A 26,312-nucleotide genomic window follows, 5' to 3' on the forward strand; every position below is an offset into this window, starting at 1 on the left:
GTAAGGCCCCCGCCCAGACCAGCGGGTTGATAGGCCGGAGGTGGAAGCACCGCGAGGTGTGGAGCTGACCGGTACTAACAGGCCGAGGGCTTGACCACACGACCACAACGACCCCCACACCAGGTGTGCGGGGTGACGGTCGAAGAATCATGCGTAGCAAACAGCGTCCACTGTGCGGTTCTGAACGCACCAACCGGGATCCGGTCGGTCAGGTTCACAGTGTTACGGCGGTCATGGCGAGAGGGAAACGCCCGGTCCCATTCCGAACCCGGAAGCTAAGCCTCTCAGCGCCGATGGTACTGCCCCGGGAACGGGGTGGGAGAGTAGGACACCGCCGGACAACCATTCCACGAAGGGCCCTCACCACTCGGTGAGGGCCCTTCGTGCACCCCCGACCAGAAACCGCTGTCCCTGGGACGCTCCGCCGGGTCCCGTCCCGGTGCGGGTCAGCGGCGGGCGCGCGGCTCCCGCGTCGTCGCCCCGACGTTGTCCGCCAGCCACGCGTTGAGCGCGGTCAGGTCGCGCCACGCGTCGCGCACCTCGTCGAGCGCCCGGCGGTCGTGCAGCCAATCGGCGGGCTCCCAACGGCGGGTGGCGTACAGGGACCTGTGCCGGAGCAGGTCGGCGCGGTCGCCGTCCCGGCCGAAGCCGGCCGGTACCCGGACCAACCGCTCGCCGTCGATCGTCCAGCCGGCCGTCGCGAGCCGGTCCACCTCGGCGCGCAGCCGCGGGCCCTGCACGTCGTCCGCCACGGCGCGGCGGTAGCGGGCCACCTGGTCGGACTCCAGGCGCCAGCACCCACCGGCGACCATCAGCCCGTCGGCGGACACCTGCACGTACCAGGCCCCGGCGCCCCGACCGTCGGGGTTCACGACCGCACCCTGGTGGGTCTTGTACGGCGTCTTGTCGTTGCTGAAGCGCACGTCGCGGTAGGGGCGGAAGAGCTGCGCGGTGCCGAACTCACCTGCCAGCTCGTCGAGGAGCGCCTGCATCGGCGCCCGCACGAAGGCGTCGTAGGTCGGACGACTGCGGGTCCAGTAGGTCTTGCTGTTGTCGGCCTCCAGGCCCTCGTAGAAGACCAGCCCCTCGTCGGGGAACCCCTCGAAGGTCATCGTCTCCCGTCCGCCTCCTGCAGCAGGGTGTGCCAGCGGACCTCGCGGAGCGGCGTCCCCCCGGTGTCCAGCGTGCGAGTCCAGCCGTCGCGCGCCCAGCCCGCCGACTCGAAGAAGCCCGCGGACACCGCATCCTGGTCCGGCAACCACACCTGCAGGCGCGCCGTCCCGTCGTCCCGGGCCAGGTCGGTGACCGCGGCGAGCAGCCGGCTGCCGTGCCCGCGCCGCCCCCAGCGGGGCTCGACCAGCAGGGTGGCGATCTCGCTGCTGGGACCCGCAGGGTGCGGGTGCTCGTCCGCGGCGAGCTCCGCGGGGCCGGAGGCGGCGAAGCCGACCACCACGTCCCGCTCCACCGCCACGAGGACGCGGTGCCCCGGGGTGGGCGGTGCGGTCACCGCGGCCCGCCAGGCATCGGCTGCCGCGGCCTCGTCCCAGCCGTCGAGGACCTCGGAGGGCAGCACCGTGCGGTACGCCGTCCGCCAGGTGACGGCCTGCACGCGGGCGACCGCGGGGGCGTCGGAGCGCCGCGCTGGGCGGACCGACACCTCCGCGGCCCGGCGGGGGAACGGCGAGGTCGGCTGCACGCCAGGCAGCGTAGGCCGCGACGGGGTGCCTGCCGGAGTCGTCAGGGGTCCCGGGCAGGATCGGCCGCCGTGGGAGCACCCGTCGCCGACCGGCTGCCGGCCGCGCTGGCCCGCCGCATCGCCCTGGCCGCGCAGGGTCTCGCCGACCCGCGGCCCACGGGCGCCGTCGACGGGCGGCAGCTGCGCCGGATGACGTCCCGGCTGGCCGTGCTGCAGATCGACTCGGTCAACGTGCTGTCCCGCGCTCACTACCTGCCGGCCTTCAGCCGCCTCGGACCCTATCCGCGCGAGACGCTCGACGACCTCGCCGACCGCCGCAGCAAGCTGTTCGAGTACTGGGCGCACGAGGCGTCGCTGCTCCCCGTCCGGTTGCACCCGCACCTGCGCTGGCGGATGGCGGCGGCCGAGGAGCACGCCTGGGGCTCGATGGTCCGGATCCAGCGCGAGCGTCCGGGATTCGTCAGCGAGGTCCTCGAGCGGGTGCGGGAGACCGGTCCGCTCAAGGCCAGCGACCTCGCCGAGCCGCGACCGGACCGGCCCGGGAGCATGTGGAACTGGCACGCCGGCAAGGTCGCCCTCGAGTGGCTCTTCTACACCGGCGTCGTCACCACCCGGGGCCGGACGGCGGGCTTCGAACGCGTCTACGACCTCACCGAGCGGGTGCTGCCCGCAGCCGTGCTCCGCGTTCCCACCCCGGCGCCGGCCGACGCCGTCCGCGAGCTGGTGCGCACCGCCTCGCGTGCCCTGGGCGTGGCCACCGAGCGCGACCTGCGCGACTACTTCCGGCTGCGCCCGCCGGCCGCGCGGGCGGCGATCGCCGAACTGGCCGACGCGGGCGAGCTCGTCCCCGTCGAGGTGACCGGCTGGGGTGCGCCGGCGTGGCTGCACCCCACGGCACGCCGTCCCCGCCGGGTGCGGGCACGGGCGCTGCTGAGCCCCTTCGACTCCCTGGTCTGGGAGCGGCCGCGGGTGGAGCGCATCTTCGGCTTCCGGTACCGGCTGGAGATCTACACGCCGGCGGCTCAGCGGGTGCACGGCTACTACGTCCTGCCGTTCCTGCTCGGCGACCGGCTGGTGGCGCGGGTCGACCTCAAGGCCGACCGGCACGCCGGGGTCCTGCGGGTCCAGTCGGCGTTCGCCGAGGAGGGCGTGGACCGTGCCGAGGTGACCGCTGCTCTCGCCGCGGAGCTGGCGCTCATGGCCGGCTGGATGCAGCTGGGCGCCGTCGTCGTGGGCGAGCGCGGCGACCTGGCTGCCGACCTCGCCGCCGTCGTGGGCTGAACGGGCTCAGTCCCCGCCGAGCCCGGCCAGGCGCTGCACGACGGCGAGGCCCGCGGGCCCGCCCGGCCAGGCGCGCTGCACGGCAGGCGCCCCGGCTGCACGAACCACCGATCGGAGCGCCAGGGCCACCACGACGACGTCGTCGGCGTAGCCGAGGACCGGGACGACGTCGGGCACCAGGTCCACCGGCGAGAGCAGGTAGACCAGCAGCAGCCACAGCCGCACCCGGACGCCCCGGGGCAGGGACCGGTCGGCGGCCAGCCGGCGCACCAGGCGCACCAGGTCCGGCAGCAGCCGCAGCGCCTCGCGCACGGTGAGGTCCGGAGGCCGCGTCCGCCACAGGAGCAGCAGCAGGACGCCCCAGAGCAGCAGCAGCCCGCCGACGACCGCTGCGAGCACGCCCCACCACTCCACGGTGACGAGTCTGGCTCGTGGGGCAGGAGCGGTGGGCAGGTGACCGGTGTCGCGGTCCCCTGTCGGCACCCGCCCGTAGGCTCGGGTCCGTGGCAAGCGCGACCGACGGCCCGATCGACACCCAGTACGAGGACCTGCTGCGCCGGGTGCTCGAGCAGGGCACCCCCAAGCAGGACCGGACGGGCACCGGCACGGTGAGCCTGTTCGGCGAGCGGCTGCGCTACGACCTCGCCGAGCGGTTCCCGCTGGTCACCACGAAGTCGGTGCACTTCCGGTCGATCGCCTACGAGCTGCTGTGGTTCCTCCGCGGTGACAGCAACGTGCGGTGGCTGCAGGAGAACAGGGTCAGCATCTGGGACGAGTGGGCCTCGCCGGAGGGCGAGCTCGGTCCGGTCTACGGCGTCCAGTGGCGGTCCTGGCCCACGCCCGGCGGTGAGCACGTCGACCAGATCGCGGGCGTCCTGGAGACGCTGCGCACCGATCCGGACTCCCGGCGCATGGTCGTGTCGGCCTGGAACGTCGCCGCGCTGCCGGACATGGCGCTCGCGCCCTGCCACGCGCTGTTCCAGTTCCACGTCGCCGACGGGCGGCTGTCCTGCCAGCTCTACCAGCGCAGCGCCGACATGTTCCTCGGCGTGCCGTTCAACATCGCCAGCTACGCGCTGCTCACCCGCATGGTCGCCGCTCAGGTGGGCCTGGCCCCCGGTGACTTCATCTGGGTCGGGGGCGACTGCCACGTCTACAGCAACCACGTCGACCAGGTCCGCGAGCAGCTCTCCCGCGAGGCGCTGCCCTTCCCGACCCTCGACCTGGCCCCGGCGCCCTCGCTGTTCGACTACACCTACGAGCACTTCACGCTGCGCGACTACCGGCACCACCCCACGATCCGCGCCGCGGTGGCGGTCTGAGCCGCGTGGCCGTCGGGCTGGTCTGGGCGCAGGCCCGCGGCGGGGTGATCGGGGTCGACGGCCGGCTGCCCTGGCACCTGCCCGAGGACCTCCGCCTGTTCCGCGAGCTCACCACGGGCAGCACGGTCGTCATGGGCCGGCGCACCTGGGAGTCGCTGCCCGAGCGGTTCCGCCCGTTGCCCGGACGGCGCAACGTCGTCCTCACCACCGACCGCTCGTGGGCCGCGGACGGCGCCGAGCGGGTGGGCGGGGTCGGGGACGTGCTGGCGCGCGCGGACGCCGGCGACCTCTGGGTCATCGGCGGTGGCCGGGTCTACGCCGCGTTCCTCCCGCACGCCGACCGGGTGGTCGTCACCGACGTCGACACCGACGTCGACGGCGACACCTGGGCTCCGCAGCTGGGCGCGGAGTGGGCGCGGGTGTCGCGCACCCCGGCGGCGGGCTGGTCGGCGTCCACCACCGGCCTGCGGTACGCGGTGTCGGAGTACGCGCGCGCAGCGACCGACGCCGACGTGTCGGCCGGGACGGGTCGGTAGATTCCCGGTATGACCAGTGACCCCGCCCGGCCCTTCGGGCGTGTGCTCACGGCGATGGTGACCCCCTTCGCCGAGGACGGCTCGATCGACCTCGCGGGGGCCCAGGAGCTGGCCGCCCACCTGGTCGACCGGCAGGCGCACGACGGCCTGGTCGTGCTCGGCACCACCGGCGAGGCGCCCACCCTGAGCGAGGGTGAGCAGCGCGCCGTGCTGGAGGCGGTGCTCGACGCGGTGGGTGACCGCGCGACCGTCGTCGCGGGCGTCGGCACCAACGACACCGCGCACACCATCGAGAACGCGCGCCGGGCCGAGCAGGTGGGCGCGCACGGCCTGCTCGTCGTGACCCCGTACTACAACAAGCCCCCGCAGGCCGGCCTGCTGAGGCACTTCACCGCCGTCGCCGACGCCACCGACCTGCCGGTGATGCTGTACGACATCCCGCCGCGCTCGGTCGTCCCCATCGAGGTGGACACCCTCGCCCGGCTGGCCGAGCACCCGCGCATCGTCGCGGTCAAGGACGCCAAGGGCGACCTCGGCGCGGTCATGCACACCCTCGCCCGCACCGACCTGGCGTACTACAGCGGCGAGGACATGCTCAACCTGCCGCTGCTGGCGGTCGGCGGTGTGGGCGTCGTGAGCGTCGTCGGGCACCTCGCCGGCCCGCGGCTGGCCGAGCTGGTCACCGCCGTCGAGTCCGGCGACCTGGTGAAGGCCCGCGCGGTCAACGAGAGCATGCTCCCGCTCTACACCGGCGTCTTCCGCACCCAGGGCGTCATCCTGACCAAGGCGGCGCTGCGCGAGCTGGGCCTGCCCGCCGGGCCGGTGCGCCCGCCGCTGGTCGACGCCACCCCCGAACAACTGGCGCAGCTGCGCGCCGACCTCGCCGACGGAGGCATCCACCTGTGAGCGCGACCTCGTGACCACCTCGACCACCCAGCCGCACCTGGACCTGCAGGCACCGCCCGCGCTACCCGACGGTGGGCTGCGGGTGATGGCGCTCGGCGGGCTGGGCGAGATCGGCCGCAACATGGCCGTCCTCGAGTTCGACGGCAAGCTGCTCGTCATCGACTGCGGCGTGCTGTTCCCGGAGGCCGAGCAGCCGGGCGTCGACCTGATCCTCCCCGACTTCGGGATCATCGAGCACCGGCTCGACGACGTCGTCGCCGTCGTCCTCACCCACGGGCACGAGGACCACATCGGCGCGATCCCCTACCTGCTGCGCATGCGCGGCGACATCCCGCTGGTGGGGTCCCGGTTCACCCTCGCCCTGGTCAAGGCCAAGCTGCGCGAGCACCGGCTGGACCCGGTGCTGGTCCAGGTGGCCGCCGGCGACGACCACCTCGCGGGCCCGTTCCACTGCGAGTTCATCTCGGTCAACCACTCGATCCCCGACGCGCTGGCCGTGGCCGTGCACACGCCGGCCGGCGTCCTCGTGCACACCGGCGACTTCAAGATGGACCAGCTGCCGCTGGACGGCGTCCTCACGGACCTGGGCGCCTTCGCCCGGCTGGGCCTGGAGGGCATCGACCTGCTGCTCGCCGACTCCACCAACGCCGAGATCCCCGGGTTCGTCACGCCCGAGCGGTCGATCGGCCCGGTCCTGGAGGACGTGTTCCGGCGGGCCACCCAGCGGCTGATCGTCTCCAGCTTCGCCAGCCACGTGCACCGCATCCAGCAGGTGCTCGACGCCGCCGAGGTGCACGGCCGCAAGGTCGCCTTCGTCGGCCGCTCGATGGTCCGCAACATGGGGGTGGCCCGCGACCTCGGACTGCTGCGCGTCGCGCCCGGCCTCATGGTCGGCCTGGACGAGGCGACCAGCATGCCGCCGGAGCAGGTCGTGCTGGTGAGCACCGGGTCGCAGGGGGAGCCGCTGTCGGCACTCGGGCGGATGGCCCGCGGTGAGCACCACCAGGTGACCATCGAGGCCGGCGACACGATCGTGCTGGCCTCCTCGCTGGTGCCGGGCAACGAGACCGCGGTCTACAAGGTGATCAACGGGCTGGCGCGGCTCGGCGCCACCGTGGTGCACAAGGAGACCGCGCGGGTGCACGTCTCCGGGCACGCCCCGGCCGGCGAGCTGCGCACGCTGCTCAACGTGGCCAAGCCGCGACACCTCATGCCGGTGCACGGCGAGTGGCGCCACCTACGGGCGCACGCGGCGCTGGCCGAGGAGACCGGGATGGCCGGCGACCGGGTGTTGCTCGCCGAGAACGGCGTCGTCGTCGACTTGGTCGACGGCAAGGCGACGATCGTCGGGTCGGTGCCGGTCGGGGACGTCTACGTCGACGGCCTCAACGTCGGCGACGTGGGGGAGGAGTCGCTGCAGGAGCGGCGGATCCTCGGCGACGAGGGCTTCGTGGCGCTCACCGTCGTCATCGAGCCCTCGACGCGCACCATCGTGCGGCCGGTGCACCTCTCCGCCCGCGGCTTCGCCGACGACCCCTCCGTCTTCGACCCGGCTCTGCAGCTGGTCGAGGAGGCCCTGCGGCGCACGCTGGCTGACGGGGTCACCGACGCGCACCGGCTCTCCCAGGTGATCCGCCGGACGATCGGCAAGTGGGTGTCCGACACCTACCGCCGCCGTCCCATGATCATCCCGACCGTTCTCGAGGTCTGAAGGAGGACCCCGTCCTCTCCACCCCCCGCAGGCTCGCGGCGGGACCGGAGGCGGGGCCGCGGGCGGCGCCGGGGGACCACGGGGTCCCCGGCGCCGCTGCTCGTCACAGCTCCGAGCTCGCCACCACGGTGCCGTCGGCGGCCACGACCTGGAAACCGGTGGCGTCCTCCCGCAGCACCGAGGAGTTGAGGTTGCAGCGCAGCTCCGCGGGCCCCACGCCGAGGAACTCACCGGCGGGGACCGCGGTGCCGTCCTCGTCGGTGACCACGACGCGGTAGACCGCGCCGGCGGTGAACCCCTCACCGGTCAGCTTCACCTCCACGCCCCAGGTGTGCGGGACGACGTCGGCGGTGGCCCGGATGCCGCTGTCCGCGACCTGCACCGCGACCGGCTCGAGCGGCAGCGGGTTCGGCACCGGACGGGCCAGCCAGCCGATCCCGAAACCCGCCGCGGCCACACCCGCTGCGGCGGCCACGGCCAGCGCCCGGCGGGACCACGTCCGCCGCCGCCGCAGCGGCTCCTCGGCTGCGATCCGCGCGAGCACCGCCTCGCCGAGGCCGGCCGGGGGCGCCGGCTGCTCGTCGAGCCGGTCGGGGTCCACGCCCTCCAGCCGTGCGGCGAGCGGCGAGAGCTCGGCGAGCTCCGCTCGGCAGGAGGCGCACCCGTCGAGGTGGGCGCGGACGCCGGCCCGCTCCTCCGGCGTCCCGTGCCCGAGGGCGTACCAGCCCAGCTGCTCGCGCAGTCTCCGGTGCTCTCCCCGCTCGGTCACGGTTCCACCCCCATCTCCTCCATCGCCAACCGCAGTGCCTTGAGGCCGTAGAACACCCGGCTCCGCAGCGTGCCGACCGGGATGCCGAGCTCCGCGGCCACCTCCGCGTGCGGCCGTCCGCGCAGATGGGTCTGCACGATCGCCGTCCGGTGGTCCTCGCCGATCCGGCGCAGCGCCTCCTCGACGACCCACTCGTCCACCAGCGCCTCGTCGACGCCGCCGCCTGCGGGGACGTCGTCGCCCGCGCCGTCGGTCAGCGTCCGCTGCCACGGCCGGACGGCGGACCGCCGCGCCTCGTCGACGACGACGTTGCGGGCGATGGCGAACAGCCAGGTCCGCAGGCTGGCCAGGCGCGGGTCGTAGGCGTCCGCGGAACGCCAGGCGCGCAGGAACACCTCCTGGACGACGTCCTGCGCGGCGCCGCCGTCACCCAGCTGGCGCAGCGCGAAGCGGTACAGCTCCGCGCCGTGCGCGGCGTAGGCCGCCCGGACGTCGAGCTCGCGGCCCTCCAGCCGCCCGTGCTCGCGCATCATCGGTGCTCCTCCCGTCGGGAGGTGTACGGCTGCCGGGGCGTCCCGGTTCACCGACCGGCCGAGCCGGCTCCCCATCGTGGCGCGGGCCCGCTCCATCGGCGTCCCGGCGCGGCTCTGCAGCCGAGACGTGCCGAACCGTTCCCGTGCGGCTTGGCATGCGGACACGCTGCGCCTGCCGTCGGGGCGGCCCGGCGGCCGTTACCGTCGACGCATGCCTGCTCGCACGACGACGACCCGACCCTCGGGCCGGTCGTCCGCGCGCGGACGCTCGGGCTCCGGGTCGACCGCGTCCCGGAAGCGCCCGCCCGCCAAGCGACCCGCCGCCGGCGGCCGCAAGCCCGCCGCCCGCAAGCCCGCGTCCAAGGGGGCCGGTCCCGGTCTGTGGAGCGTCGTCAGCGGTGGCTGGTCGCTGCTGGCGCGGGGCGCCGGCGGGCTGGCCCGCTCGGTCGCCCGCCCGGAGGAGGCCGAGCCGCTCGCGCCCGAGCACCGCCGCGACGGCGTCGGCCTGGCCGTGCTGGGCCTGGCCGTCGTCCTGGGTGCGGCCGCCTGGAGCAACGGCATCGGCCCGGTCGGCGCCGCCTTCGCCGGCGGGGTCCGCTGGATCGTCGGCTCGCTGGTCGTGGTGCTGCCGGTCGTGCTGTTCCTGGCCGCGCTGCGGCTGCTGCGCCGCGGCCCGCGCCCCGAGGCGCGCGGCAGGCTGGCGATCGGCTGGCTGTGCCTGGTGGTGTCGGTGCTGGGCATCGCCGAGGTCGTCGGCGAGGGCGCCGCCCCGTCGCAGGACCGGCCCGGCTCCGGCGGGCTGGTCGGCTGGGCCGCGGCCATGCCGCTGGTCGCGGGCGTGGGCACCGTCGTCGCCGTCGTCCTGCTGGTCCTGCTGGCCTTCTTCGGCCTGCTGGTGCTGACCGCCACGCCGGTGCACCGGATCCCCGAGCGGTTCCGCGAGCTCGCCGACCGCCTGTTGGGTCAGGCCCACGACGACGAGGACGTCTACGACGAGGACTGGGACGACGAGGAGGAGCCGGCCGAGCCGCCGGCGCCCCGCCGCGGCCGCCGCCGGGCGCTGGCGGACGACCTGATGGACACCGGCCCGGTGGAGACCGTGCCGGCGATCGACCACGCGGCGCTGGACGACGCACCCGAGGCGGTGCGCCACGAGCCGCCGCCCCCGCCGGTCCCGACCCGCCGCCCCGCGGTGGTGGACCGGACCACGCCGGTGGAGGAGCTCGAGCCCATCGCCGAGCCCGAGCAGCTGCGCATCGAGCCGGTCGAGGGGCAGTACACGCTCCCCTCGGTCGGCGTGCTGCGCCCCGGCGACCCGCCGAAGAAGAGCTCGAAGGCCAACGAGGCGGCGATCGAGGCCATCACCGGCGTGCTCGAGCAGTTCAACATCGACGCCGTCGTCACCAGCTTCACCCGCGGCCCGACGGTCACCCGGTACGAGATCGAGCTGGGTCCGGCGGTCAAGGTCGAGAAGATCACCGCGCTGACCAAGAACATGGCCTACGCGGTGGCCAACGACAATATCCGGATCCTCGCCCCGATCCCCGGCAAGTCCGCCGTCGGCGTCGAGGTGCCGAACACCGACCGCGAGATGGTCAGCCTCGGTGACGTGCTCCGCTCCCAGGTGGCCAAGCAGGACCCGCACCCGATGCTGGTCGGGCTGGGCAAGGACATCGAGGGCGGGTTCGTCTGCGCGAACCTGGCCAAGATGCCGCACCTGCTGGTCGCCGGCGCCACCGGTGCCGGTAAGTCCAGCTGCGTCAACTCGCTGCTGACCTCGCTGCTGCTGCGGGCGACCCCCGACCAGCTGCGGATGATCCTGGTCGACCCGAAGATGGTCGAGCTCACGCCCTACGACGGCATCCCGCACCTGATCACGCCGATCATCACCGACCCGAAGAAGGCGGCCACCGCGCTGGCCTGGCTGGTCGAGGAGATGGAGCAGCGCTACCAGGACATGCGGTCCACCGGCGTCCGGCACATCGACGACTTCAACCGCAAGGTCGAGCGCGGCGAGATCGTGGCTCCGCCGGGCAGCGAGCGGGTGTACCGGCCCTACCCCTACATCCTCGCCATCGTCGACGAGCTCGCCGACCTCATGATGGTCGCCCCGCGCGACGTCGAGGAGTCGATCGTCCGGATCACCCAGAAGGCCCGTGCGGCCGGCATCCACCTGGTGCTGGCCACCCAGCGGCCGTCGGTCGACGTCGTCACCGGCCTGATCAAGGCCAACGTGCCCTCGCGGCTGGCGTTCTCCACCTCCAGCCTCACCGACAGCCGGGTCATCCTCGACCAGCCGGGCGCGGAGAAGCTCATCGGCATGGGCGACGCGCTGTTCATGCCCATTGGCCAGGGCAAGCCGATGCGCGTGCAGGGCGCCTACGTCTCCGACGCCGAGATCGAGGCGGTCGTCGAGTTCACCAAGCGCCAGGCCGAGCCGGAGTACCGCGAGGAGGTCTTCAGCGCCGCCGAGGGCGAGAAGAAGGAGATCGACGAGGACATCGGCGGGGACCTGGAGCTGCTCGTCCAGGCCGTCGAGCTCGTCGTCACCAGCCAGTTCGGCTCGACGTCGATGCTGCAGCGCAAGCTGCGGGTCGGTTTCGCCAAGGCCGGGCGGCTCATGGACCTCATGGAGAGCCGCGGGATCGTCGGCCCGTCCGAGGGGTCCAAGGCCCGCGACGTGCTGGTCAAGCCCGACGAGCTCGAGTCGGTGATGTTCACCCTCCGCGGCACCGAGGGGTAGGGGAGGGGCGGGTCACCCTCGCTGTTCCTGGTGGGGAACGGAGCGCGCCCTACGATGGACCGGTGACACCTCCGACCGACCCTGCCCGCACCGTGGCGGTGGTGACCCTCGGGTGCGCCCGCAACGAGGTCGACTCGGAGGAGCTGGCCGGCCGGCTGGCCGCCGGCGGCTACCGGTTGGTCGAGGACGCCGAGGGCGCGGACGCCGTCCTCGTGAACACCTGCGGCTTCATCGAGTCGGCCAAGAAGGACTCCGTCGACGCCATCCTGGCCGCCACCGACTCCGGCGCCCGGGTGGTCGCGGTCGGCTGCATGGCCGAGCGGTACGGCTCCGAGCTCGCCGGTGCGCTGCCCGAGGCCACGGTGCTCGGCTTCGACGACTACACGGCCATCGGCGACCGGCTCGACGACGTGCTCACCGGTCGTCCGCTCGTCCCGCACGACCCCCGCGACCGGCGCACGCTGCTGCCGATCAGCCCGGTGGACCGCAGCGCGGTCGTCACCGCGCCCGACGCCCCGGTCATCCCCGGCCACGGCTGGCTGCAGCGGCGCCGGCTGGCCTCGGGCCCGTCAGCCGCGCTGAAGCTCGCCTCCGGCTGCGACCGGCGCTGCGCCTTCTGCGCCATCCCGGCCTTCCGCGGCTCGTTCGTCTCCCGGCCGCCGGCGGAGGTGCTCGGCGAGGCGCAGTGGCTGGCCGCGCAGGGCGTCACCGAGCTGGTCCTGGTCAGCGAGAACTCCACGTCCTACGGCAAGGACCTGGGCGACCTGCGCCAGCTGGAGCGGCTGCTGCCGCAGCTGGCCGCGGTCGAGGGCATCGTCCGGGTGCGGGTGGCCTACCTGCAGCCGGCCGAGCTGCGGCCGGGCCTGCTCGAGGTCATCGCCGCCACCGGCGGGGTCGCCCCCTACTTCGACCTGTCCTTCCAGCACGCCTCGCCGACGCTGTTGCGCCGGATGCGCCGCTTCGGCGGCACCGACGACTTCCTCGCGCTGATCGAGCGGGCCCGCGCGCTGGCGCCGGCCGCCGGCTTCCGCACCAACGTCATCCTCGGCTTCCCCGGGGAGACCGAGGACGACGTCGCCGAGCTCGAGCGCTTCCTCGTCGAGGGGCGGCTGGACGCCGTCGGGGTATTCGGCTACTCCGACGAGGAGGGGACCGAGGCGATGGGGCTGCCGGGCAAGCTCGACCAGGCCGAGATCGACGCCCGCGTCCGGCGGATCACCGACCTGGTCGAGGAGCTCACCGCGCAGCGCGCCGAGGACCGCCTCGGTGAGCGGGTCGAGGTGCTGCTCACCGAGGACCTCTCCACCGGGGAGGGGAGCGGGGTGTGGGCGGGGCACGCCGCCCACCAGGACCCCGAGGCCGACGGGACCACGACGGTCTCCGGGGTGCCGGACGGCGCGGTCGCGGGCATGCTGGTCGCCGCAGAGGTCGTCGACACCGAGGGGGTCGACCTGGTGGCCACGGCACTCGTGCCCGCGGTGCACGCATGAACTCTCCGGTGGACCCGGCCGCCACGCCGCCCCAGTCGGCGCGGGTAGTCAACCTGCCCAACGCGCTCACCCTGCTCCGGCTGGCCGTGGTGCCGGTGTTCGCCGCTCTGCTCCTCGCCGACGGCGGGATGGACGACGACCGGCGTTACTGGGCCACCCTCGTCTTCGCGCTCGCGATCATCACCGACCGCTACGACGGGATGATCGCCCGGCGCACCGGTCAGGTGACCGAGTTCGGCAAGCTCGCCGACCCGATCGCCGACAAGGCGCTGACCGGCACCGCCCTCATCGGCCTGTCGGTCCTCGCGCTGCTGCCCTGGTGGGTGACGCTGACCATCCTCGTCCGCGAGGTCGGCGTGACCCTGCTGCGCTTCTGGGTGATCCGCCACGGGGTGATCGCGGCCAGCCGCGGCGGCAAGGCCAAGACCGTCCTCCAGGCGCTGGCCATCGGGCTCTACACCCTCCCGTTCGACGGCCTGTTCGGCACGCTGCGGTGGTGGGTGATGGCCGCCGCCGTGGTGCTCACCGTGGTGACCGGCCTGGACTACGTCCACCGCGCGCTGGCGCTGCGCCGCACCAGCGCCCGCGCCATGCGCGCCGCGGCCGCTCGCCGTTCGGCGGGACCGGCCGGCGGGCCGCGGACCGACGCCGCCGCCTGAGCAAGGACCCCCTGCCCCCACCACTCGCACGCTCGCGGCGGGTCCCTGCAGGGGGCCGCCCGTCCTCCGCACCGCTCGCAGGCCCGCGGTGAGCCTCTGAACGGGGCCGACGGCCGCTGCAGGGCCGCCGTCCCGCTCACCCCTGGAGGCTCCGGACCGGACCGGGGAAGGGCCGCCCGGCCTCCGGTGTTACGCCCAGAGCGGACGCGCCCGGCACGGCCAGGTGACCGTCGGTGCCTCCGCGTACCGTGAACGCACGGCCCCCTCCCCGGGTGCCGCCGCTTCCGCACAGGCAGGACAGGAGACGGCGATGACGCTGCTGCGCACCCAGCTCGGGACGACCCTGCGCGGCCACCGGCTGCGCCAGCGTCGGACGCTGCGCGACGTCTCCGGTGCCGCCCGGGTCAGCCTGGGCTACCTCTCCGAGGTCGAGCGGGGGCAGAAGGAGGCCTCCTCCGAGCTGCTCGCCTCGATCTGCGACGCCCTCGACGTCGAGCTCGCCGACCTGCTGGCCGAGGTCAGCCTGCGACTGCGCGGCGAGGACGGCCGCGTGCGCCCGCTCGTCCCCGCGGCCGACGCCGCCGGCGTCCCCACCGAGGAGGCGGCGGTCGCCACCTCCGGCGAGCAGCCGGTCGCCGAGCCCGCGCTGGCCCTGGTCGGTGCGCCGGGCCGCGCCGCCGGCCGCGCGTCCGGCGCGGTGTCGCTGGCGGCCTGAGGGAGGACCCGTCCTCCCACCCGGAGGAGGCGCGGGACGGCGTCGGCCACTTGACCGGGAGCGGCCCCGGTGCGAGACAGGGGCCATGGCGTCGGCCGCACCGCTCCCGCACGACCCCGCTCCACCGCGCCGGGTCCCCCGCGCTCCCGCGCACGTGCCGGGCTCGCACACCCGCGGCGGCAACGCGATGGAGCGCACCCGCGCAGGCCTGCTCGACGGTGCCGTGCGGGCGTTCGCCGACCGTGGCCTGCGCGGCAGCACCATGCAGTCGGTGGCGGCCGCGGCCGGGGTGGCCAAGGCGACCCTCTACAACCACTTCCGGACCAAGGACGAGGTGGCCCGCGCGCTGCTGGCCGCCGAACTCGACCGGCTGGCCGCGCTGGTCGCCGGCCTCGCTCCCGGTGCGGCCCTGACCGCGCTGGCCGACGAGGTCGCCGGCCACCCGGTGCTGCGCCGCGTCGCCGACGGCGAGCCGGCCGTGCTGACCGGTCTGCTGGCCACCTCGCCCGAGCGCTGGGCGGAGCTGGTCGACCGGCTGGCCACGGCGCTGGGAGCCGACGCCGACGTGGCCGAACTCGCGGCACGCTGGCTGCTCGGTCTGGTGCTGCAGCCGGGGGAACCGGCCGTGCGCCGCGCGACGGCCGACCGGCTCGCCCACCTCGTCCGGCCGTCCTGACGGGCGTCGCGGCAGACGAGTTCCGCCGGGCCGCGCAGTCCAGCGGTGCGGCGTGGGATGGTGACGGTCCGGCACCGCCCCGCCAGGGCGTCGGCTGCAGCTGCGACCATCGGAGCTCGTCGTGCGGTACCTCTTCCGGCCACCGGCCACCGACGGCGCGGGCCTGCTGAGCCTGCCCTTCCACCTACCCCTCGAGGAGTGGGACCCCGAGCTCCTGCTCGAGGTCCCGCAGCGCGGCATCTCGCGGCACGTCGTCCGGTTCACCGCGCAGGGCGGGCACGTCTACGCCCTCAAGGAGATCCCGGAGCGGCTGGCCCGCCACGAGTACGCGCTGCTCGGCCGGTTCGAGGAGGAGGGGCTCCCGTCGGTCTCGGTGCTGGGCATCTGCGTCGACCGTCCCGACGACCAGGACGCCGTCCTGGTGACCCGCTACCTCGAGTACTCGATGTCCTACCGGTACCTGTTCTCCCGGCCCCACGGCGAGCACTCCGAGGAGCAGCTGCTCGACACCATGGTGGTGCTGCTCGTCCGGCTGCACCTGGCCGGCGTGTTCTGGGGCGACTGCTCGCTGTCGAACACCCTGTTCCGGCTCGACGCCGGCGCCTTCACCGCCCATCTCGTGGATGCCGAGACCTCCGAGAGGCACCCCCAGCTCAGCCCGGGGCAGCGGCGCTACGACGTCGACCTGGCACGGGAGCGGGTGGGCGCCGAGCTGCTGGACCTGCAGGCCGGCAGCCTCCTGCCGTCGCACGTGGACCCCATCGAGGTCGCCGACAGCCTGCCCGTGCGCTACGAGGCGCTGTGGGAGGAGGTGAACCGCGAGGAGGTCTTCGCGCTGGCCGAGCAGCGCCAGCGGGTGGCCGAGCGGCTGCAGCGGCTCAACGACCTGGGGTTCGACGTGGGCGAGATCGAGCTCGTCACCGATCCCGAGGGCGGCGCGCGGCTGCGGGTGGAGACCCGCGTCTCCGAGCCCGGGCAGAACCGCCGGGAGCTGTTCCGGCTGACCGGCCTGGAGGTGCAGGAGCGCCAGGCCCGCCGGCTGCTCAACGACCTGCGCGCCTACCGCGCCACGCTGGAGCAGCAGACCGGCGCCCCGGCCCCGGAGACCGTCGCGGGCTACCGCTGGCTGGCCGAGTCCTACCAGCCCGTCGTCGAGGCCATCCCGCCCGACCTCGCCGGTCGGCTCGCACCGGCGGAGGTCTTCCACGAGATCCTCGAGCACCGCTGGTTCCTGTCCGAGAAGGCCGGCCACGACGTCGGGACGACGAGGGCCGCGCGCTCCTACTTCGACACCGTGCTGCCCCGCACGCCCAAGGAGCTGACCACGCCCTCGGCCATCGTCGGCAGCCGCGATTGAGGAGGGACCCCCATCGCCCCCACCGCTCGCAGACCCGCGGTGGGACCCCGCGAGGCGGCCGCGGAGGCGGTGTAACGAGGTGATTTCGTTCGAGTTGACACCCACTGTGGCCTGGGCCACGGTACGAAAACCGCGGTGATCTCAAGCGAACTGCGCCCCACGGAGGCGGATGACGGTGTCGAGGAACAGCAAGGACAGATCGTCCGGCAGAGCCGCGACGCGGGGGCGCAGACGTCAGCTGGGCGGAGCGGCGGCGGCCGCGGTCCTCGCCTCGACGCTCGCCGCCTGTGGCGGTGGCGGGGGTGGGGGCTCCGCACCGGTCCTCAACTGGTACATCAACCCGGACTCCGGCGGACAGGCGGAGATCGCGCAACGGTGCAGCGACGCCTCGAACGGCGCGTACACGATCCAGACCTCGCAGCTGCCCCGGGAGTCCTCCGCCCAGCGTGAGCAGCTCGTCCGGCGGCTGGCGGCCAGCGACGCCTCGATCGACCTGATGAGCCTGGACCCCCCGTACATCCCCGAGTTCGCGCAGGCCGGCTTCCTCGCCCCCGTCCCCGACGACCTCGCCGAGCGGGTCACTGAGGGCGTCGTGCAGAGCTCCATCGACTCCGCGACGTGGGACGGTGAACTGGTCGCCATCCCGTTCTGGGCCAACACGCAGCTGCTCTGGTACCGCCAGTCCGTGGCGGAGGCGGCCGGGCTCGACATGACCCAGCCGGTGACCTGGGACCAGCTCGTCACGGCCGCCCAGGAGCAGGGGAAGCTCCTCAGCGCCCAGGGCCGGCGCGCCGAGTCGCTGGTGGTGTGGCTCAACGCGCTCGTCGAGTCCGCCGGCGGCTCCATCATCGAGGAGAACTCCGAGAACCCGGAGGACATCCAGCTGGGGCTGACCAGCCCGGCGGCCGCCCGGGCCGCCGAGGTGATGAACACCGTGGCGAACTCCGGCGTCGTCGGTGCCGCCTTCTCGACGTCCAGTGAGGACACCAGCGCCACCGAGTTCGAGGGCGCGGACGCCGGCTTCATGGTCAACTGGCCGTTCGTCTACTCGCGGGCGCTCTCCGCCGTCGAGGCGGGCACCCTGGACGCGTCCGTGCCGGAGGACTACGGCTGGGCGCTGTACCCGGCCGTCGACGCCGGCCAGCCGAGCGCACCCCCGTTCGGCGGGATCGACCTGGGCGTCAGCGCCGTGAGCCAGAACGTCGAGCTCGCTTACCAGGCGACGGAGTGCATCACCAGCGACGAGAACCAGACCTACTACATGACCACCAACGGCAACCCCGCCTCCTCGGCCGCCGTCTACGACGACCCCGAGGTGCTGGAGGTCTTCCCGATGGCTCCGACGATCCTGGAGTCCCTGGAGGCAGCGGCCAACCGTCCGCAGACGCCGTACTACAGCGAGGTCTCCGGAGCCATCCAGCGCGAGTACCACCCCCCGTCGTCGGTGACGCCCGAGACCGGTGAGCGGGCCCAGGCCCTGATCGAGGCCGTCCTGTCAGGAGACCAGCTGCTATGAGCACCACCACGCTGCCACCCACCGAGAAGACCCAACCGGTCGCGGCTCCGCGCGGGACCATCAGCGACCGCTCCCGCGCCGAACGGAAGCTCGGCTGGCTGCTGGCCGGCCCGGCGTTCGTGGTCATGCTGCTGGTCACCGCCTACCCGATCCTGCAGGCGCTCTGGTACTCGCTGTTCAACTACCGCCTGACCGACCCGGAGAACCGGTCCTTCCGGGGGCTGGGCAACTACGCGGTGATCCTGTCCGACGGTCTCTGGTGGCAGGCGCTGCTCGTCACGCTGTTCATCACCGTGGTGACCGTCGTCGTCGAGCTGGTCCTGGGCTTCGCGCTGGCGCTGGTGATGGCCAAGGCGCTCAGTTCCATCCGCCCCGTCGTCCGGGCGGCGATCCTCATCCCGTACGCGGTCATCACGGTCGTCTCGGCCTTCGCGTGGGCGTTCGCCTTCCGGATCGAGACCGGCTTCGTGAACAGCTGGTTCGCCTGGCTCCCCGGGATCACGGCGGACACCGACTGGTTCGGCGGCCAGTGGACCTCGCTCCTCGTGATCTGCCTGGCGGAGATCTGGAAGACCACGCCCTTCATCTCGCTGCTGATCCTCGCCGGCCTCGCGCAGGTCCCCGACGTGCTGCAGGAGGCGGCCAAGGTCGACGGCGCCACCTGGTGGCAGCGGATGTGGCGGGTGACCATCCCGAACATGAAGGCGGCGATCATGGTCGCCCTGCTCTTCCGCACGCTCGACGCGTTCCGCATCTTCGACTCGATCTACATCATGACGGCCGGCGCCAACGGCACGGAGTCGGTCTCCTTCCTGGCCTACCGGCAGACGATCGCGCGAGTGGAGATCGGCCTCGGCTCCGCGGTCTCCGTCCTGCTGTTCCTGAGCGTCGTGCTGATCGCGTTCATCTTCATCAAGGGCTTCCGGATCGACCTGGCCCAGGCGAGGGGGGAAGGCTGATGTCCCAGCGGGAGAAGACCTGGTGGATCGTCGGGGGGATCCTGATCGTCCTCTACGCGCTGTTCCCGATCGCGTGGATCGTGTCGCTGTCGTTCAAGGCGTCGGCGGACATCGCCAACCAGTCGTTCCTGCCGACGTCGGTGACCTGGGAGAACTACGCGACGATCCTCACCGGGTCGGCCAGCGGGCTCTTCCTGCCGGCGCTGCGGAACTCGTTCGGCATCTGCCTGATCGCGACGTTCATCTCGTGCGTCCTGTCGATGTTCGCCGCGTACGCCATCGCCCGGCTGGACTTCCCCGGCAAGCGGCTGATCCTCTCGACGGCACTCGGCGTGGCGATCTTCCCGGTCATCTCGATCGTGACGCCGCTGTTCAACCTGTGGCGGCAGGTCGGCCTCTACGACACCTGGCCCGGGCTGATCATCCCGTACCTGTCCCTGACGCTGCCGATCTCCATCTGGACGATGTCGGCGTTCTTCCGGGAGATCCCCTGGGAGATGGAGCAGGCCGCGCAGGTCGACGGAGCGACCACCTGGCAGGCGTTCCGCAAGGTGATCGTGCCGCTGGCCGCCCCGGGCGTCTTCACCACCGCGATCATCGCCTTCTTCATCGCCTGGAACGACTTCGCGTACGGCATCTCGCTGACCTCGACCGAGGCGTCGCGGCCGGTGCCTGCCGCGCTCGGCCTGTTCTCCGGTGCCTCGCAGTTCGAGGACCCGACCGGTGCGATCGCCGCGGCGGCGGTCGTGGTCACGATCCCGGTCGTCGTCCTGGTGCTGCTCTTCCAGCGGCGCATCGTCGCCGGTCTCACCAACGGCGCGGTCAAGGGCTGACCCCCGTACCCACCCACCCAGCGAGGGGACGAGATCTCATGGCTTCGATCGAGATGCGCAACATCGTCAAGCAGTACGGCGACGGCTATCCGGCGGTCAACGACGTCAGCCTGGACATCGCCGACGGGGAGTTCATGATCCTGGTCGGTCCGTCCGGCTGCGGGAAGTCGACTCTGCTGCGGATGATCGTCGGGCTCGAGGACATCACCAGCGGGGACATGCTGATCGGCGGCAAGCGGGTCAACGACCTCGCACCGCGCGACCGCAACCTGTCGATGGTGTTCCAGAACTACGCGCTGTACCCGCACATGACGGTGTACGAGAACATCGCCTTCCCGCTGCGGCTGGCGAAGATGCCCGACGACGAGGTGCGCCGGCGGGTCACCGAGGCCTCCGACGTGCTCGAGCTGAAGGACCACCTGGAGCGCAAGCCGGCCAACCTCTCCGGTGGGCAGCGGCAGCGGGTGGCCATGGGCCGGGCCATCGTGCGCCAGGCCGAGGCGTTCCTCTTCGACGAGCCGCTGTCCAACCTCGACGCCAAGCTGCGCGGCCAGATGCGCACCGAGATCTCCCGGCTGCAGCGCCGGCTGGGCATCACCACGGTCTACGTCACCCACGACCAGACCGAGGCCATGACCCTCGGCGACCGGGTCTGCGTGCTCCGCAAGGGCAAGATCCAGCAGGTCGCCTCGCCGCGCGAGCTGTACGAGCAGCCGGTCAACCTCTTCGTCGCCGGCTTCATCGGCTCCCCGCCGATGAACTTCCTGCCGGCGAGCCTGGACGGCGACCGGCTGCAGACGCCGTTCGGGCCGATCACGCTCGACGAGCGCCGGGCCGCCGCCGTCCGCGGCCGCGACCTGCTGCTGGTCGGCATCCGGCCGGAGTACTTCGAGGACGCGTCGCTGGTCGACGAGGCCAAGCGGCCGCTGGGATCGGTGTTCCGGGCGCGGGTCGACGTGACCGAGTGGCTGGGTGACTCGCAGTACGCCTACATCCCGTACGAGGCGCCCGAGGCGATCCGCAACCAGCTGCGCGAGCTGTCCCGGGAGCTGGACGCCGAGGAGCTGCGCACCCAGGCGATCGTCTCCATCGACGCCACCAGCCGGATCCGGGAGGGACGCGAGGCGGACTTCTGGCTGGACGCGCGCAAGGTGCACGTCTTCGACCCGCAGACCGGCGAGAACCTCACCCGGGACGCCGAGGCCGGCGCCCGGCTGACCCAGATGGCGACCGAGGACCGGGTCGAGCAGGTCCAGGAGGCGCAGGCCCAGGGGACGACGGTCGGAGGCGGGGCCACCCGGGCCGGGGCGGCCTGAGCCGACGGCACCGGCGGCCGGCCCGGCCGCCGGTGCCTCGTCCTGCCCGACGCCTCCCGCCCCGGGCACGTCAGGAGCACGATGCACCCCGCTGACCTCGAGGGCAGCCGTCCGTGGTGGCGGACAGCGGTCGTCTACGAGGTCTACCTGCGCAGCTTCGCCGACTCCGACGGGGACGGCGTCGGGGACGTGAACGGGCTGCGCAGCCGGCTGCCGTACCTCGTGGACCTCGGCGTCGACGCCCTGTGGGTCACGCCCTGGTACCCCTCGCCGATGGCCGACGGCGGCTACGACATCAGCGACCACCGCGACATCGACCCGCGCCTGGGCACCCTGGCCGACGTCGACGCGCTGCTCACCGAGGCCCACGACACGGGCCTGCGGTTGATCGTCGACCTGGTCGCCAACCACACCTCCGCCGAGCACCCGTGGTTCCGCGCCGCCGTGGCCGGCGGCCGGGGAGCGCCCGAGCGGGCGCGGTACTTCTTCCGGGAGGGCCGGGACGGTGGGGACCGGCCGCCCAACGACTGGATCAGTGCCTTCGGCGGCCCGGCCTGGACCCGTGTCCGCGAGCCGGACGGGCGGCCGGGGCAGTGGTACCTGCACCTCTTCGCGCCCGAGCAGCCGGACCTGGACTGGGACGACCCGGTCGTGCAGGAGGAGTTCGACGGCATCGTGCGGTTCTGGCTCGACCGCGGCGTGGACGGCATCCGGGTGGACGCCGCACCGGCTCTGGCCAAGGTCCCCGGGCTGCCGGACGCCGGCCACGCACCCGGTGCGCTGTTCGAGTCGGCCCGGTGGGTGGACAACCCGCACTGGGACCGCGACGAGGTGCACGAGGTCTTCCGGCGCTGGCGGGCGATCAGCGATGGCTACGACGGCGACCGGGTGTTCGTCTCCGAGGCGGTGGTCGCCGGTCCCGAGCGACTGGCCCGCTACGTCCGGCCCGACGAGCTGCACACCAGCTTCAACTTCGACTACCTCCGCGCCTCGTGGGACGCCGGCAGCCTCCGCGGGGCGATCGACGGGACGCTCGCCGCGCTGGCACCGGTCGGGGCACCGCCGACGTGGGTGCTGTCCAGCCACGACGAGACCCGGCACGTCACCCGCTTCGGCCGGGCGTCCAGCGGCGCGGCGACCATGGGCTTCGACACGTCGGGTCCGGCTGACCTCGATCTCGGGCTCCGGCGGGCGCGGGCTGCCGCACTGCTCACGCTCGCGCTGCCCGGCGGCGCCTACCTGTACCAGGGGGAGGAGCTCGGCCTGCCCGAGGTCGAGGACCTGCCCGAGGACGTGCTGCAGGACCCGACCTGGGAGCGTTCGGGCCGCACCGCCCGCGGCCGGGACGGCTGCCGGGTGCCGCTGCCGTGGTCCGGTGACCGGCCGCCGTTCGGCTTCACCGCCGACGGCGTCCGCCCGTGGCTGCCCCAGCCCGAGGCGTGGCGGACGTCGACGGTGGCCGCCCAGCGGGACGACCCGGCGTCCACCCTGTCGTTGTACCGCAGCGCCCTGCGGCTGCGCCGCAGCCTGCCGGGCCTCGCCGACGACGAGTCGCTGACCTGGTGTGACCTCGGGGACGGCGTGCTCGCCTTCGACCGCGGCAGCCGGTTCCGCTGCGTGGTCAACCTCTCGGGGCGACCCGTGCCCCTGGCCGGCCAGGGCGAGCCGGTGCTGACCAGCGAGCCGATCGGCGGTGAGCTGCCGCCGGACACGGCCGCCTGGCTGCGGACGGGCTAGCGGGTGAGCGACCGGGTGAGGACGAGGCGGTCCTCGCCCGGTCCGGCACGGTCCTGGGCCCGGTGGGCACTGGCGCCGAGTGCGGTGTGGAAGGCGACCGCGGCGGTGTCCTCCGGTCGGGTGACCGTCTGGACGACACGCGCCCCGGTGTTGCGCGCCAGGTCGTCGAACCACGCGACCAGCCGGCGGCCCAGCCCGGTGCGGCGCCGGTCGTAGCGCACGGCGAGCAGGTGCAGGTAGGCCAGCCGGTCGACGGTGACCACGCCGAGCAGGTAGCCGACGTCCTCCCCGTCGGCGCCGCGGGCCAGCGCGCCGAAGCCGCCGAACTGGTCGAACCAGACCGGGTGGTGCAGCGGCCGGGTGTCGACCGCCCAGAACCGGTCGTGCGCGGCGAGCAGCCGGGCGCGGACGACGGGAGCCGACAGCGCGGCGAGCCCGACGAGGGTGACGTCGTCGGGAGCGCTCAACGGCGGGCCGCTTCCAGTTCCTCGCGGGTCGGCGGGTCGGCGCCCTCGCGGGTGCAGTTCAGCGCCGCGACCAGGGCGGCGTCGTCGATGATCGGCAGCAGCTGCTCGTCGGGCAGCTCCTCCAGCGCGGCCCGGGTGGTGATCCCCGCGTCCAGCAGCCCGGCGAACAGCCCCGCCGCCAGCGAGTCACCGGCGCCGACCGTGTCGGCCACGGTCACCCGCGGGGGCTCGCGGCGCAGCAGGTCACGGCCGGGCCGGGCGATGCGCAACGGGGCCCCGCCGTCGGTGAGCAGCACCAGGGCGGCGCCGCGGTCGGCCCAGCGCAGGGCCGTCCCGTCGAGGTCGCCGGCGCTGTCGGGCTCGAGCCAGGCGAGGTCCTCGGCGCTGACCTTGACGATGTCGGCCCGGAACAGCAGCCGGTCGAGGCGGGTGCGCACCGATGCGGCGGAGTTGCCCAGCGCCGTCCCGACCGGGCCGTCGGCCAGCATCGGGCGGATGTTGGGGTCGACGCTGACCAGGGCACGGCCGTCGGCGGCCACCTGCTCGACCAGCCGGGCGATCGCCTCGCAGCCGGGCGGGGTCCAGCTGGAGATCGAACCGACGTGCAGGATCGCCGTCCCGGACGGCAGGACGGCGGCGAGCTCCTCGTCGCTCCACTGCCAGTCGGCGGCGCCCTGCACGTGGAACCCGTAGTCCGGGGAGCCGTCGGGGCCCAGGCCCACCACCGCGAGGCTGACCGGCTCGGTGGCCGGCACGAGCCCGGCGAGGTCCACGCCGGCCAGCTCCACGTGCCGCCGCAGCCCCACGGCCAGCGGGCCGGTGCCCAGCCGGGCGAGCAGCCGCACCGGGACGCCGAGACGGCCCGCGGCCACCGCGACGTTGAGGGCGTTGCCGCCGGGCCGGGCGACGTAGTGCGGTGCTGTGCCGTGCGGCCCGGCGCCGGCCGCGACGTCGGGCAGCATGTCGACGACGAGTTCCCCGAGGACGCTCAGCACCGAGCGATCGCTGGTCACGCCCGCGACCCTAGCGACCGGAACGCCTCCGTACCCGGGCGCTGGCTCACCCGCGGGCGCACCTGGGACGATGACGGGGACGACGATCGCTGCGGCACGCCGGACGGGTAGGCCCTGGCGGACGACCGCTACCTGCGCAGGAGGACAGATGCCGAACCCGTTCGTGAAGTTGTGGAAGTACCTCACGGCCTCGGCCAACGCGAAGATCGACGAGAAGGCCGACCCGAAGATCCAGATCCAGCAGGCCATCGAGGCCGAGCAGCAGCGGCACCAGGCGCTGGCCAACCAGGCGGCCGCCGTGCTGGGCAACCAGCGTCAGCTGGAGATGCGGCTCAACCGGCAGCTCGGCGAGGTGGAGAAGCTGCAGGCCTCTGCGCGTCAGGCGCTGGTGCTGGCCGACCAGACCCGCGCCGGCGGGGACGCGGCCAAGGCGGCGGAGTACGAGAACGCCGCGCAGGCCTTCGCCACCCAGCTGGTCGCCGCCGAGCAGGCGATGGAGGACCTCAAGCGCAGCCACGACGAGGCGCTGCAGGCCGCCGAGCAGGCGCGCGGCGCGGTCGAGCAGAGCCGGATGCGGCTGCAGACGACCCTGGCCGAGCGCACCAAGCTGATGAGCCAGCTCGAGCAGGCCAAGATGCAGGAGCACGTGGCGGCCTCGCTCAAGCAGGTCAACGAGCTCTCCGCGCCGGGCAACACCCCGAGCCTGGGCGAGGTGCGGGACAAGATCGAAGCCCGCTACGCGAACGCCCTGGGCCAGGCCGAGCTGGCGCAGACGTCGGTCGAGGGCCGGATGCTCGAGGTGCAGAAGGCGACCCTCGACGTCGCCGGCGCCTCGCGGCTGGATCAGATCCGCGCCTCGATGGGGCAGCCGGCGATCACCGGCCAGGACGCGGTCCCGGCCCTGGAGGAGGGGACGCCGTCGGTGCCGACGTCCACCGCCCAGCCGGCGGCACAGTCGGCCGACCGCCCCGACCAGCAGTAGGAGGAGGACCCCGCGTCCCCCCACCGCTGGCGGGCTCCTGGTGGGGGGACGCGGGGCCGTTCCGACGCGTTCCCAGGCTCGCGGCGGGGCCCTGCAGGGAGCCGCGTCCTCCCCACCCTGCGCGAGCTCGGGGTGGGACCCGGAGCGGGGGTGACCGCTCGCGGCCCGGTCACCGTGGTGACCGGGCCGCGGCGTCTCAGGAGGCGCTGGGGAGCGGCGGCGGGTGGTCGGGCTCGCCGGTGCGGGCCGCCGGGTCGACGGGGGAGCAGGCGGCCTGGCAGCGCGGGCACCAGTAGGTGATCCGCTCCTGCAGGTCCGGGCCCTGGTCGCCGCGCAGGATCGGCGTGCCGCAGCGGTAGCAGGGGCGGTCCTTGCGGCCGTAGACCCAGTGGTCGCGGCCGCGGCGCAGGTCGCCGGTGGTGCTCTGCTCCGGGCGTTCGCGGTTGGCCAGCATCAGCGACCGGGTCCGCTCGACCAGCCCTGGCAGGTCCTTGACGTCGGCGACCCGCATCCACGGGTGCACGCCGCAGACGAACAGGCCCTCGACCTTGTAGAGGTTGCCGGGACCGCACAGGTTGCGCTGGTCGAGGATGGCCACGCCGATCTGCTCGTCGGGGTGCGCCCGCAGTCGGCGGAGCGCCTCCTCGAGGTCCCAGTCCGGGCCGAGGACGTCGGGGCCGAGGTGGCCGAACAGCTGGTCCTCGTGCTCGGTGCGGACCATGGCCACGTCGTGCAGCCGGTAGCCGACGCACTCCCACTCGTCGGTGGCCAGGATGGCGCGGATGGAGAAGGCCGGACCGCCGCGCCACCGGGTGCCGTGCCGGTAGATGTGCCAGCTGCCGTCCATCCGGTAGTGCGTGCGCAGCGTCCAGCCGTCGGTGAACCGGGTGAGCATGTGCTTGCCGCGCGGCACCACCGCGGAGACGGTTCGACCGGCGAGGTCGGTGGCGGCCAGCTGCGGCACGCGCAGCTCACCGCGGCGCAGGGTGGCGCCGCCGAGCGCGGTGTCCATCCGCTTCGCCGCCAGCCAGACGGTGTCTCCCTCGGGCACGCGCTCCAGTGTCCCCCGGCCCCGTCCAGGGCACCGCCCTGAGC

The 26,312-nt window shown here is 73.7% G+C and carries 25 protein-coding genes and 2 rRNA genes; 19 read left to right on the forward strand and 8 right to left on the reverse strand.

Features of this window, described 5'->3' with window-relative positions:
• Together BMW27_RS07510 and rrf are read left to right on the forward strand one after the other, a co-directional pair.
• Positions 1-98: ribosomal RNA gene (locus BMW27_RS07510) — 23S ribosomal RNA — on the forward strand; the annotation flags it as partial.
• A gap of 125 nt (positions 99-223) precedes the next feature.
• Positions 224-340: ribosomal RNA gene (gene rrf / locus BMW27_RS07515) — 5S ribosomal RNA — on the forward strand.
• Between the two features lie 106 nt (positions 341-446).
• Here the strand turns inward: rrf and BMW27_RS07520 are convergent.
• Together BMW27_RS07520 and BMW27_RS07525 are read right to left on the reverse strand one after the other, a co-directional pair.
• Positions 447-1,112 carry a DUF2461 domain-containing protein gene (locus BMW27_RS07520; protein ID WP_091441795.1) on the reverse strand — a complete coding sequence of 222 codons (666 nt, stop codon included), beginning with the start codon at positions 1,110-1,112 and terminating at the stop codon, positions 447-449.
• Positions 1,109-1,696, reverse strand: a complete 588-nt coding sequence (locus tag BMW27_RS07525; protein ID WP_091441797.1) for a GNAT family N-acetyltransferase — start codon at positions 1,694-1,696, stop codon at positions 1,109-1,111. Before BMW27_RS07525 ends, BMW27_RS07520 begins: the two co-directional genes overlap by 4 nt.
• A 69-nt stretch (positions 1,697-1,765) precedes the next feature.
• On the opposite strand from BMW27_RS07525, the gene BMW27_RS07530 reads away from it, so the two are divergent.
• Positions 1,766-2,977 (forward strand): winged helix-turn-helix domain-containing protein, encoded by a 1,212-nt coding sequence (locus BMW27_RS07530; RefSeq protein ID WP_091441799.1) that lies wholly within the window; start codon positions 1,766-1,768, stop codon positions 2,975-2,977.
• Between the two features lie 6 nt (positions 2,978-2,983).
• Here the strand turns inward: BMW27_RS07530 and BMW27_RS07535 are convergent, their stop codons facing one another.
• Positions 2,984-3,391, reverse strand: coding sequence for a DUF1232 domain-containing protein (locus BMW27_RS07535; RefSeq protein ID WP_245743366.1), 408 nt, complete (start codon positions 3,389-3,391; stop codon positions 2,984-2,986).
• A gap of 89 nt (positions 3,392-3,480) precedes the next feature.
• Here BMW27_RS07535 and BMW27_RS07540 point away from each other — a divergent pair, with 89 nt between their 5' ends.
• From BMW27_RS07540 to BMW27_RS07555, 4 genes are read left to right on the forward strand one after another with little or no spacing between them, the layout of a single operon-like run.
• Positions 3,481-4,299, forward strand: a complete 819-nt coding sequence (locus tag BMW27_RS07540) for a thymidylate synthase (RefSeq protein WP_175486416.1) — start codon at positions 3,481-3,483, stop codon at positions 4,297-4,299.
• A 5-nt stretch (positions 4,300-4,304) separates the two neighbouring features.
• Positions 4,305-4,835, forward strand: coding sequence for a dihydrofolate reductase (locus BMW27_RS07545; RefSeq protein WP_091441803.1), 531 nt, complete (start codon positions 4,305-4,307; stop codon positions 4,833-4,835).
• Positions 4,836-4,844: 9 nt separating this feature from the next.
• A complete protein-coding gene (gene dapA / locus BMW27_RS07550) occupies positions 4,845-5,741 on the forward strand; it encodes a 4-hydroxy-tetrahydrodipicolinate synthase (RefSeq protein ID WP_091441805.1) in 897 nt (298 codons plus the stop codon).
• Between the two features lie 10 nt (positions 5,742-5,751).
• Positions 5,752-7,452 (forward strand): ribonuclease J, encoded by a 1,701-nt coding sequence (locus BMW27_RS07555; RefSeq protein ID WP_091441808.1) that lies wholly within the window; start codon positions 5,752-5,754, stop codon positions 7,450-7,452.
• A 103-nt stretch (positions 7,453-7,555) separates the two neighbouring features.
• Here the strand turns inward: BMW27_RS07555 and BMW27_RS07560 are convergent, their stop codons facing one another.
• On the reverse strand, positions 7,556-8,221 hold the full coding sequence (locus BMW27_RS07560; protein WP_091441811.1) for an anti-sigma factor family protein: 666 nt from the start codon (positions 8,219-8,221) through the stop codon (positions 7,556-7,558).
• Positions 8,218-8,754 (reverse strand): sigma-70 family RNA polymerase sigma factor, encoded by a 537-nt coding sequence (locus BMW27_RS07565; protein ID WP_091441814.1) that lies wholly within the window; start codon positions 8,752-8,754, stop codon positions 8,218-8,220. Before BMW27_RS07565 ends, BMW27_RS07560 begins: the two co-directional genes overlap by 4 nt.
• A 211-nt stretch (positions 8,755-8,965) precedes the next feature.
• Here BMW27_RS07565 and BMW27_RS07570 point away from each other — a divergent pair, with 211 nt between their 5' ends.
• The 11 genes from BMW27_RS07570 to BMW27_RS07620 all read left to right on the forward strand — a co-directional run bounded on the left by BMW27_RS07570 (position 8,966) and on the right by BMW27_RS07620 (position 22,755).
• A complete protein-coding gene (locus BMW27_RS07570) occupies positions 8,966-11,497 on the forward strand; it encodes a DNA translocase FtsK (protein WP_091441816.1) in 2,532 nt (843 codons plus the stop codon).
• A gap of 62 nt (positions 11,498-11,559) precedes the next feature.
• On the forward strand, positions 11,560-12,987 hold the full coding sequence (gene rimO / locus BMW27_RS07575; protein WP_091441819.1) for a 30S ribosomal protein S12 methylthiotransferase RimO: 1,428 nt from the start codon (positions 11,560-11,562) through the stop codon (positions 12,985-12,987).
• Positions 12,984-13,646: a CDP-diacylglycerol--glycerol-3-phosphate 3-phosphatidyltransferase gene (gene pgsA / locus BMW27_RS07580; protein WP_091441823.1), complete on the forward strand. Its 663-nt coding sequence runs from the start codon at positions 12,984-12,986 to the stop codon at positions 13,644-13,646. Before rimO ends, pgsA begins: the two co-directional genes overlap by 4 nt.
• A gap of 310 nt (positions 13,647-13,956) precedes the next feature.
• Positions 13,957-14,361 (forward strand): helix-turn-helix domain-containing protein, encoded by a 405-nt coding sequence (locus tag BMW27_RS07585; protein WP_091441826.1) that lies wholly within the window; start codon positions 13,957-13,959, stop codon positions 14,359-14,361.
• 85 nt (positions 14,362-14,446) lie between these two features.
• A complete protein-coding gene (locus BMW27_RS07590) occupies positions 14,447-15,037 on the forward strand; it encodes a TetR/AcrR family transcriptional regulator (RefSeq protein ID WP_091441829.1) in 591 nt (196 codons plus the stop codon).
• 121 nt (positions 15,038-15,158) lie between these two features.
• Positions 15,159-16,394, forward strand: coding sequence for a DUF4032 domain-containing protein (locus tag BMW27_RS07595; RefSeq protein WP_091441833.1), 1,236 nt, complete (start codon positions 15,159-15,161; stop codon positions 16,392-16,394).
• 169 nt (positions 16,395-16,563) lie between these two features.
• Positions 16,564-17,910 carry an extracellular solute-binding protein gene (locus BMW27_RS07600; protein WP_091441836.1) on the forward strand — a complete coding sequence of 449 codons (1,347 nt, stop codon included), beginning with the start codon at positions 16,564-16,566 and terminating at the stop codon, positions 17,908-17,910.
• The gene (locus tag BMW27_RS07605) at positions 17,907-18,869 is read left to right on the forward strand and encodes a carbohydrate ABC transporter permease (protein WP_091441839.1); all 963 of its coding nucleotides are present in this window, start codon (positions 17,907-17,909) and stop codon (positions 18,867-18,869) included. Before BMW27_RS07600 ends, BMW27_RS07605 begins: the two co-directional genes overlap by 4 nt.
• The gene (locus BMW27_RS07610) at positions 18,869-19,702 is read left to right on the forward strand and encodes a carbohydrate ABC transporter permease (RefSeq protein WP_091441843.1); all 834 of its coding nucleotides are present in this window, start codon (positions 18,869-18,871) and stop codon (positions 19,700-19,702) included. Before BMW27_RS07605 ends, BMW27_RS07610 begins: the two co-directional genes overlap by 1 nt.
• 38 nt (positions 19,703-19,740) lie before the next feature.
• On the forward strand, positions 19,741-21,018 hold the full coding sequence (locus BMW27_RS07615) for an ABC transporter ATP-binding protein (protein ID WP_091441846.1): 1,278 nt from the start codon (positions 19,741-19,743) through the stop codon (positions 21,016-21,018).
• Positions 21,019-21,099: 81 nt separating this feature from the next.
• Positions 21,100-22,755, forward strand: a complete 1,656-nt coding sequence (locus BMW27_RS07620; protein ID WP_091441848.1) for a glycoside hydrolase family 13 protein — start codon at positions 21,100-21,102, stop codon at positions 22,753-22,755.
• Here BMW27_RS07620 and BMW27_RS07625 read toward each other — a convergent pair.
• Both BMW27_RS07625 and BMW27_RS07630 read right to left on the reverse strand, forming a co-directional pair.
• Entirely contained in the window at positions 22,752-23,222 is a 471-nt protein-coding gene (locus tag BMW27_RS07625; protein WP_175486417.1) for a GNAT family N-acetyltransferase, read from the reverse strand. The two genes, BMW27_RS07620 and BMW27_RS07625, sit on opposite strands and share 4 nt — an antisense overlap.
• Positions 23,219-24,235, reverse strand: a complete 1,017-nt coding sequence (locus tag BMW27_RS07630; RefSeq protein ID WP_091441855.1) for a carbohydrate kinase family protein — start codon at positions 24,233-24,235, stop codon at positions 23,219-23,221. Before BMW27_RS07630 ends, BMW27_RS07625 begins: the two co-directional genes overlap by 4 nt.
• A gap of 148 nt (positions 24,236-24,383) precedes the next feature.
• Between BMW27_RS07630 and BMW27_RS07635 the strand changes: the two genes are divergently transcribed.
• Positions 24,384-25,217 (forward strand): PspA/IM30 family protein, encoded by an 834-nt coding sequence (locus tag BMW27_RS07635; protein ID WP_091441858.1) that lies wholly within the window; start codon positions 24,384-24,386, stop codon positions 25,215-25,217.
• Positions 25,218-25,413: 196 nt separating this feature from the next.
• On the opposite strand, the gene BMW27_RS07640 is transcribed toward BMW27_RS07635, so the two are convergent.
• Positions 25,414-26,268: a DNA-formamidopyrimidine glycosylase family protein gene (locus tag BMW27_RS07640; RefSeq protein ID WP_091441859.1), complete on the reverse strand. Its 855-nt coding sequence runs from the start codon at positions 26,266-26,268 to the stop codon at positions 25,414-25,416.
• Between the last annotated feature and the right edge of the window lie 44 nt (positions 26,269-26,312).

It is taken from the genome of Geodermatophilus poikilotrophus, from assembly GCF_900111455.1.
Classification (GTDB): domain Bacteria; phylum Actinomycetota; class Actinomycetes; order Mycobacteriales; family Geodermatophilaceae; genus Geodermatophilus; species Geodermatophilus poikilotrophus.

What these genes read in the sequence shown, in the direction of transcription:
- BMW27_RS07605 (WP_091441839.1), top strand. Translation starts at nt 17,907, where the DNA reads ATGAGCACCACCACGCTGCCACCCACCGAGAAGACCCAACCGGTCGCG.
- pgsA (WP_091441823.1), top strand. Translation starts at nt 12,984, where the DNA reads ATGAACTCTCCGGTGGACCCGGCCGCCACGCCGCCCCAGTCGGCGCGG.
- BMW27_RS07585 (WP_091441826.1), top strand. Translation starts at nt 13,957, where the DNA reads ATGACGCTGCTGCGCACCCAGCTCGGGACGACCCTGCGCGGCCACCGG.
- BMW27_RS07520 (WP_091441795.1), bottom strand. Translation starts at nt 1,112, where the DNA reads ATGACCTTCGAGGGGTTCCCCGACGAGGGGCTGGTCTTCTACGAGGGC.
- BMW27_RS07570 (WP_091441816.1), top strand. Translation starts at nt 8,966, where the DNA reads ATGCCTGCTCGCACGACGACGACCCGACCCTCGGGCCGGTCGTCCGCG.
- dapA (WP_091441805.1), top strand. Translation starts at nt 4,845, where the DNA reads ATGACCAGTGACCCCGCCCGGCCCTTCGGGCGTGTGCTCACGGCGATG.
- BMW27_RS07590 (WP_091441829.1), top strand. Translation starts at nt 14,447, where the DNA reads ATGGCGTCGGCCGCACCGCTCCCGCACGACCCCGCTCCACCGCGCCGG.
- BMW27_RS07620 (WP_091441848.1), top strand. Translation starts at nt 21,100, where the DNA reads ATGCACCCCGCTGACCTCGAGGGCAGCCGTCCGTGGTGGCGGACAGCG.
- BMW27_RS07635 (WP_091441858.1), top strand. Translation starts at nt 24,384, where the DNA reads ATGCCGAACCCGTTCGTGAAGTTGTGGAAGTACCTCACGGCCTCGGCC.
- BMW27_RS07610 (WP_091441843.1), top strand. Translation starts at nt 18,869, where the DNA reads ATGTCCCAGCGGGAGAAGACCTGGTGGATCGTCGGGGGGATCCTGATC.
- BMW27_RS07565 (WP_091441814.1), bottom strand. Translation starts at nt 8,754, where the DNA reads ATGATGCGCGAGCACGGGCGGCTGGAGGGCCGCGAGCTCGACGTCCGG.
- BMW27_RS07600 (WP_091441836.1), top strand. Translation starts at nt 16,564, where the DNA reads ATGACGGTGTCGAGGAACAGCAAGGACAGATCGTCCGGCAGAGCCGCG.
- BMW27_RS07615 (WP_091441846.1), top strand. Translation starts at nt 19,741, where the DNA reads ATGGCTTCGATCGAGATGCGCAACATCGTCAAGCAGTACGGCGACGGC.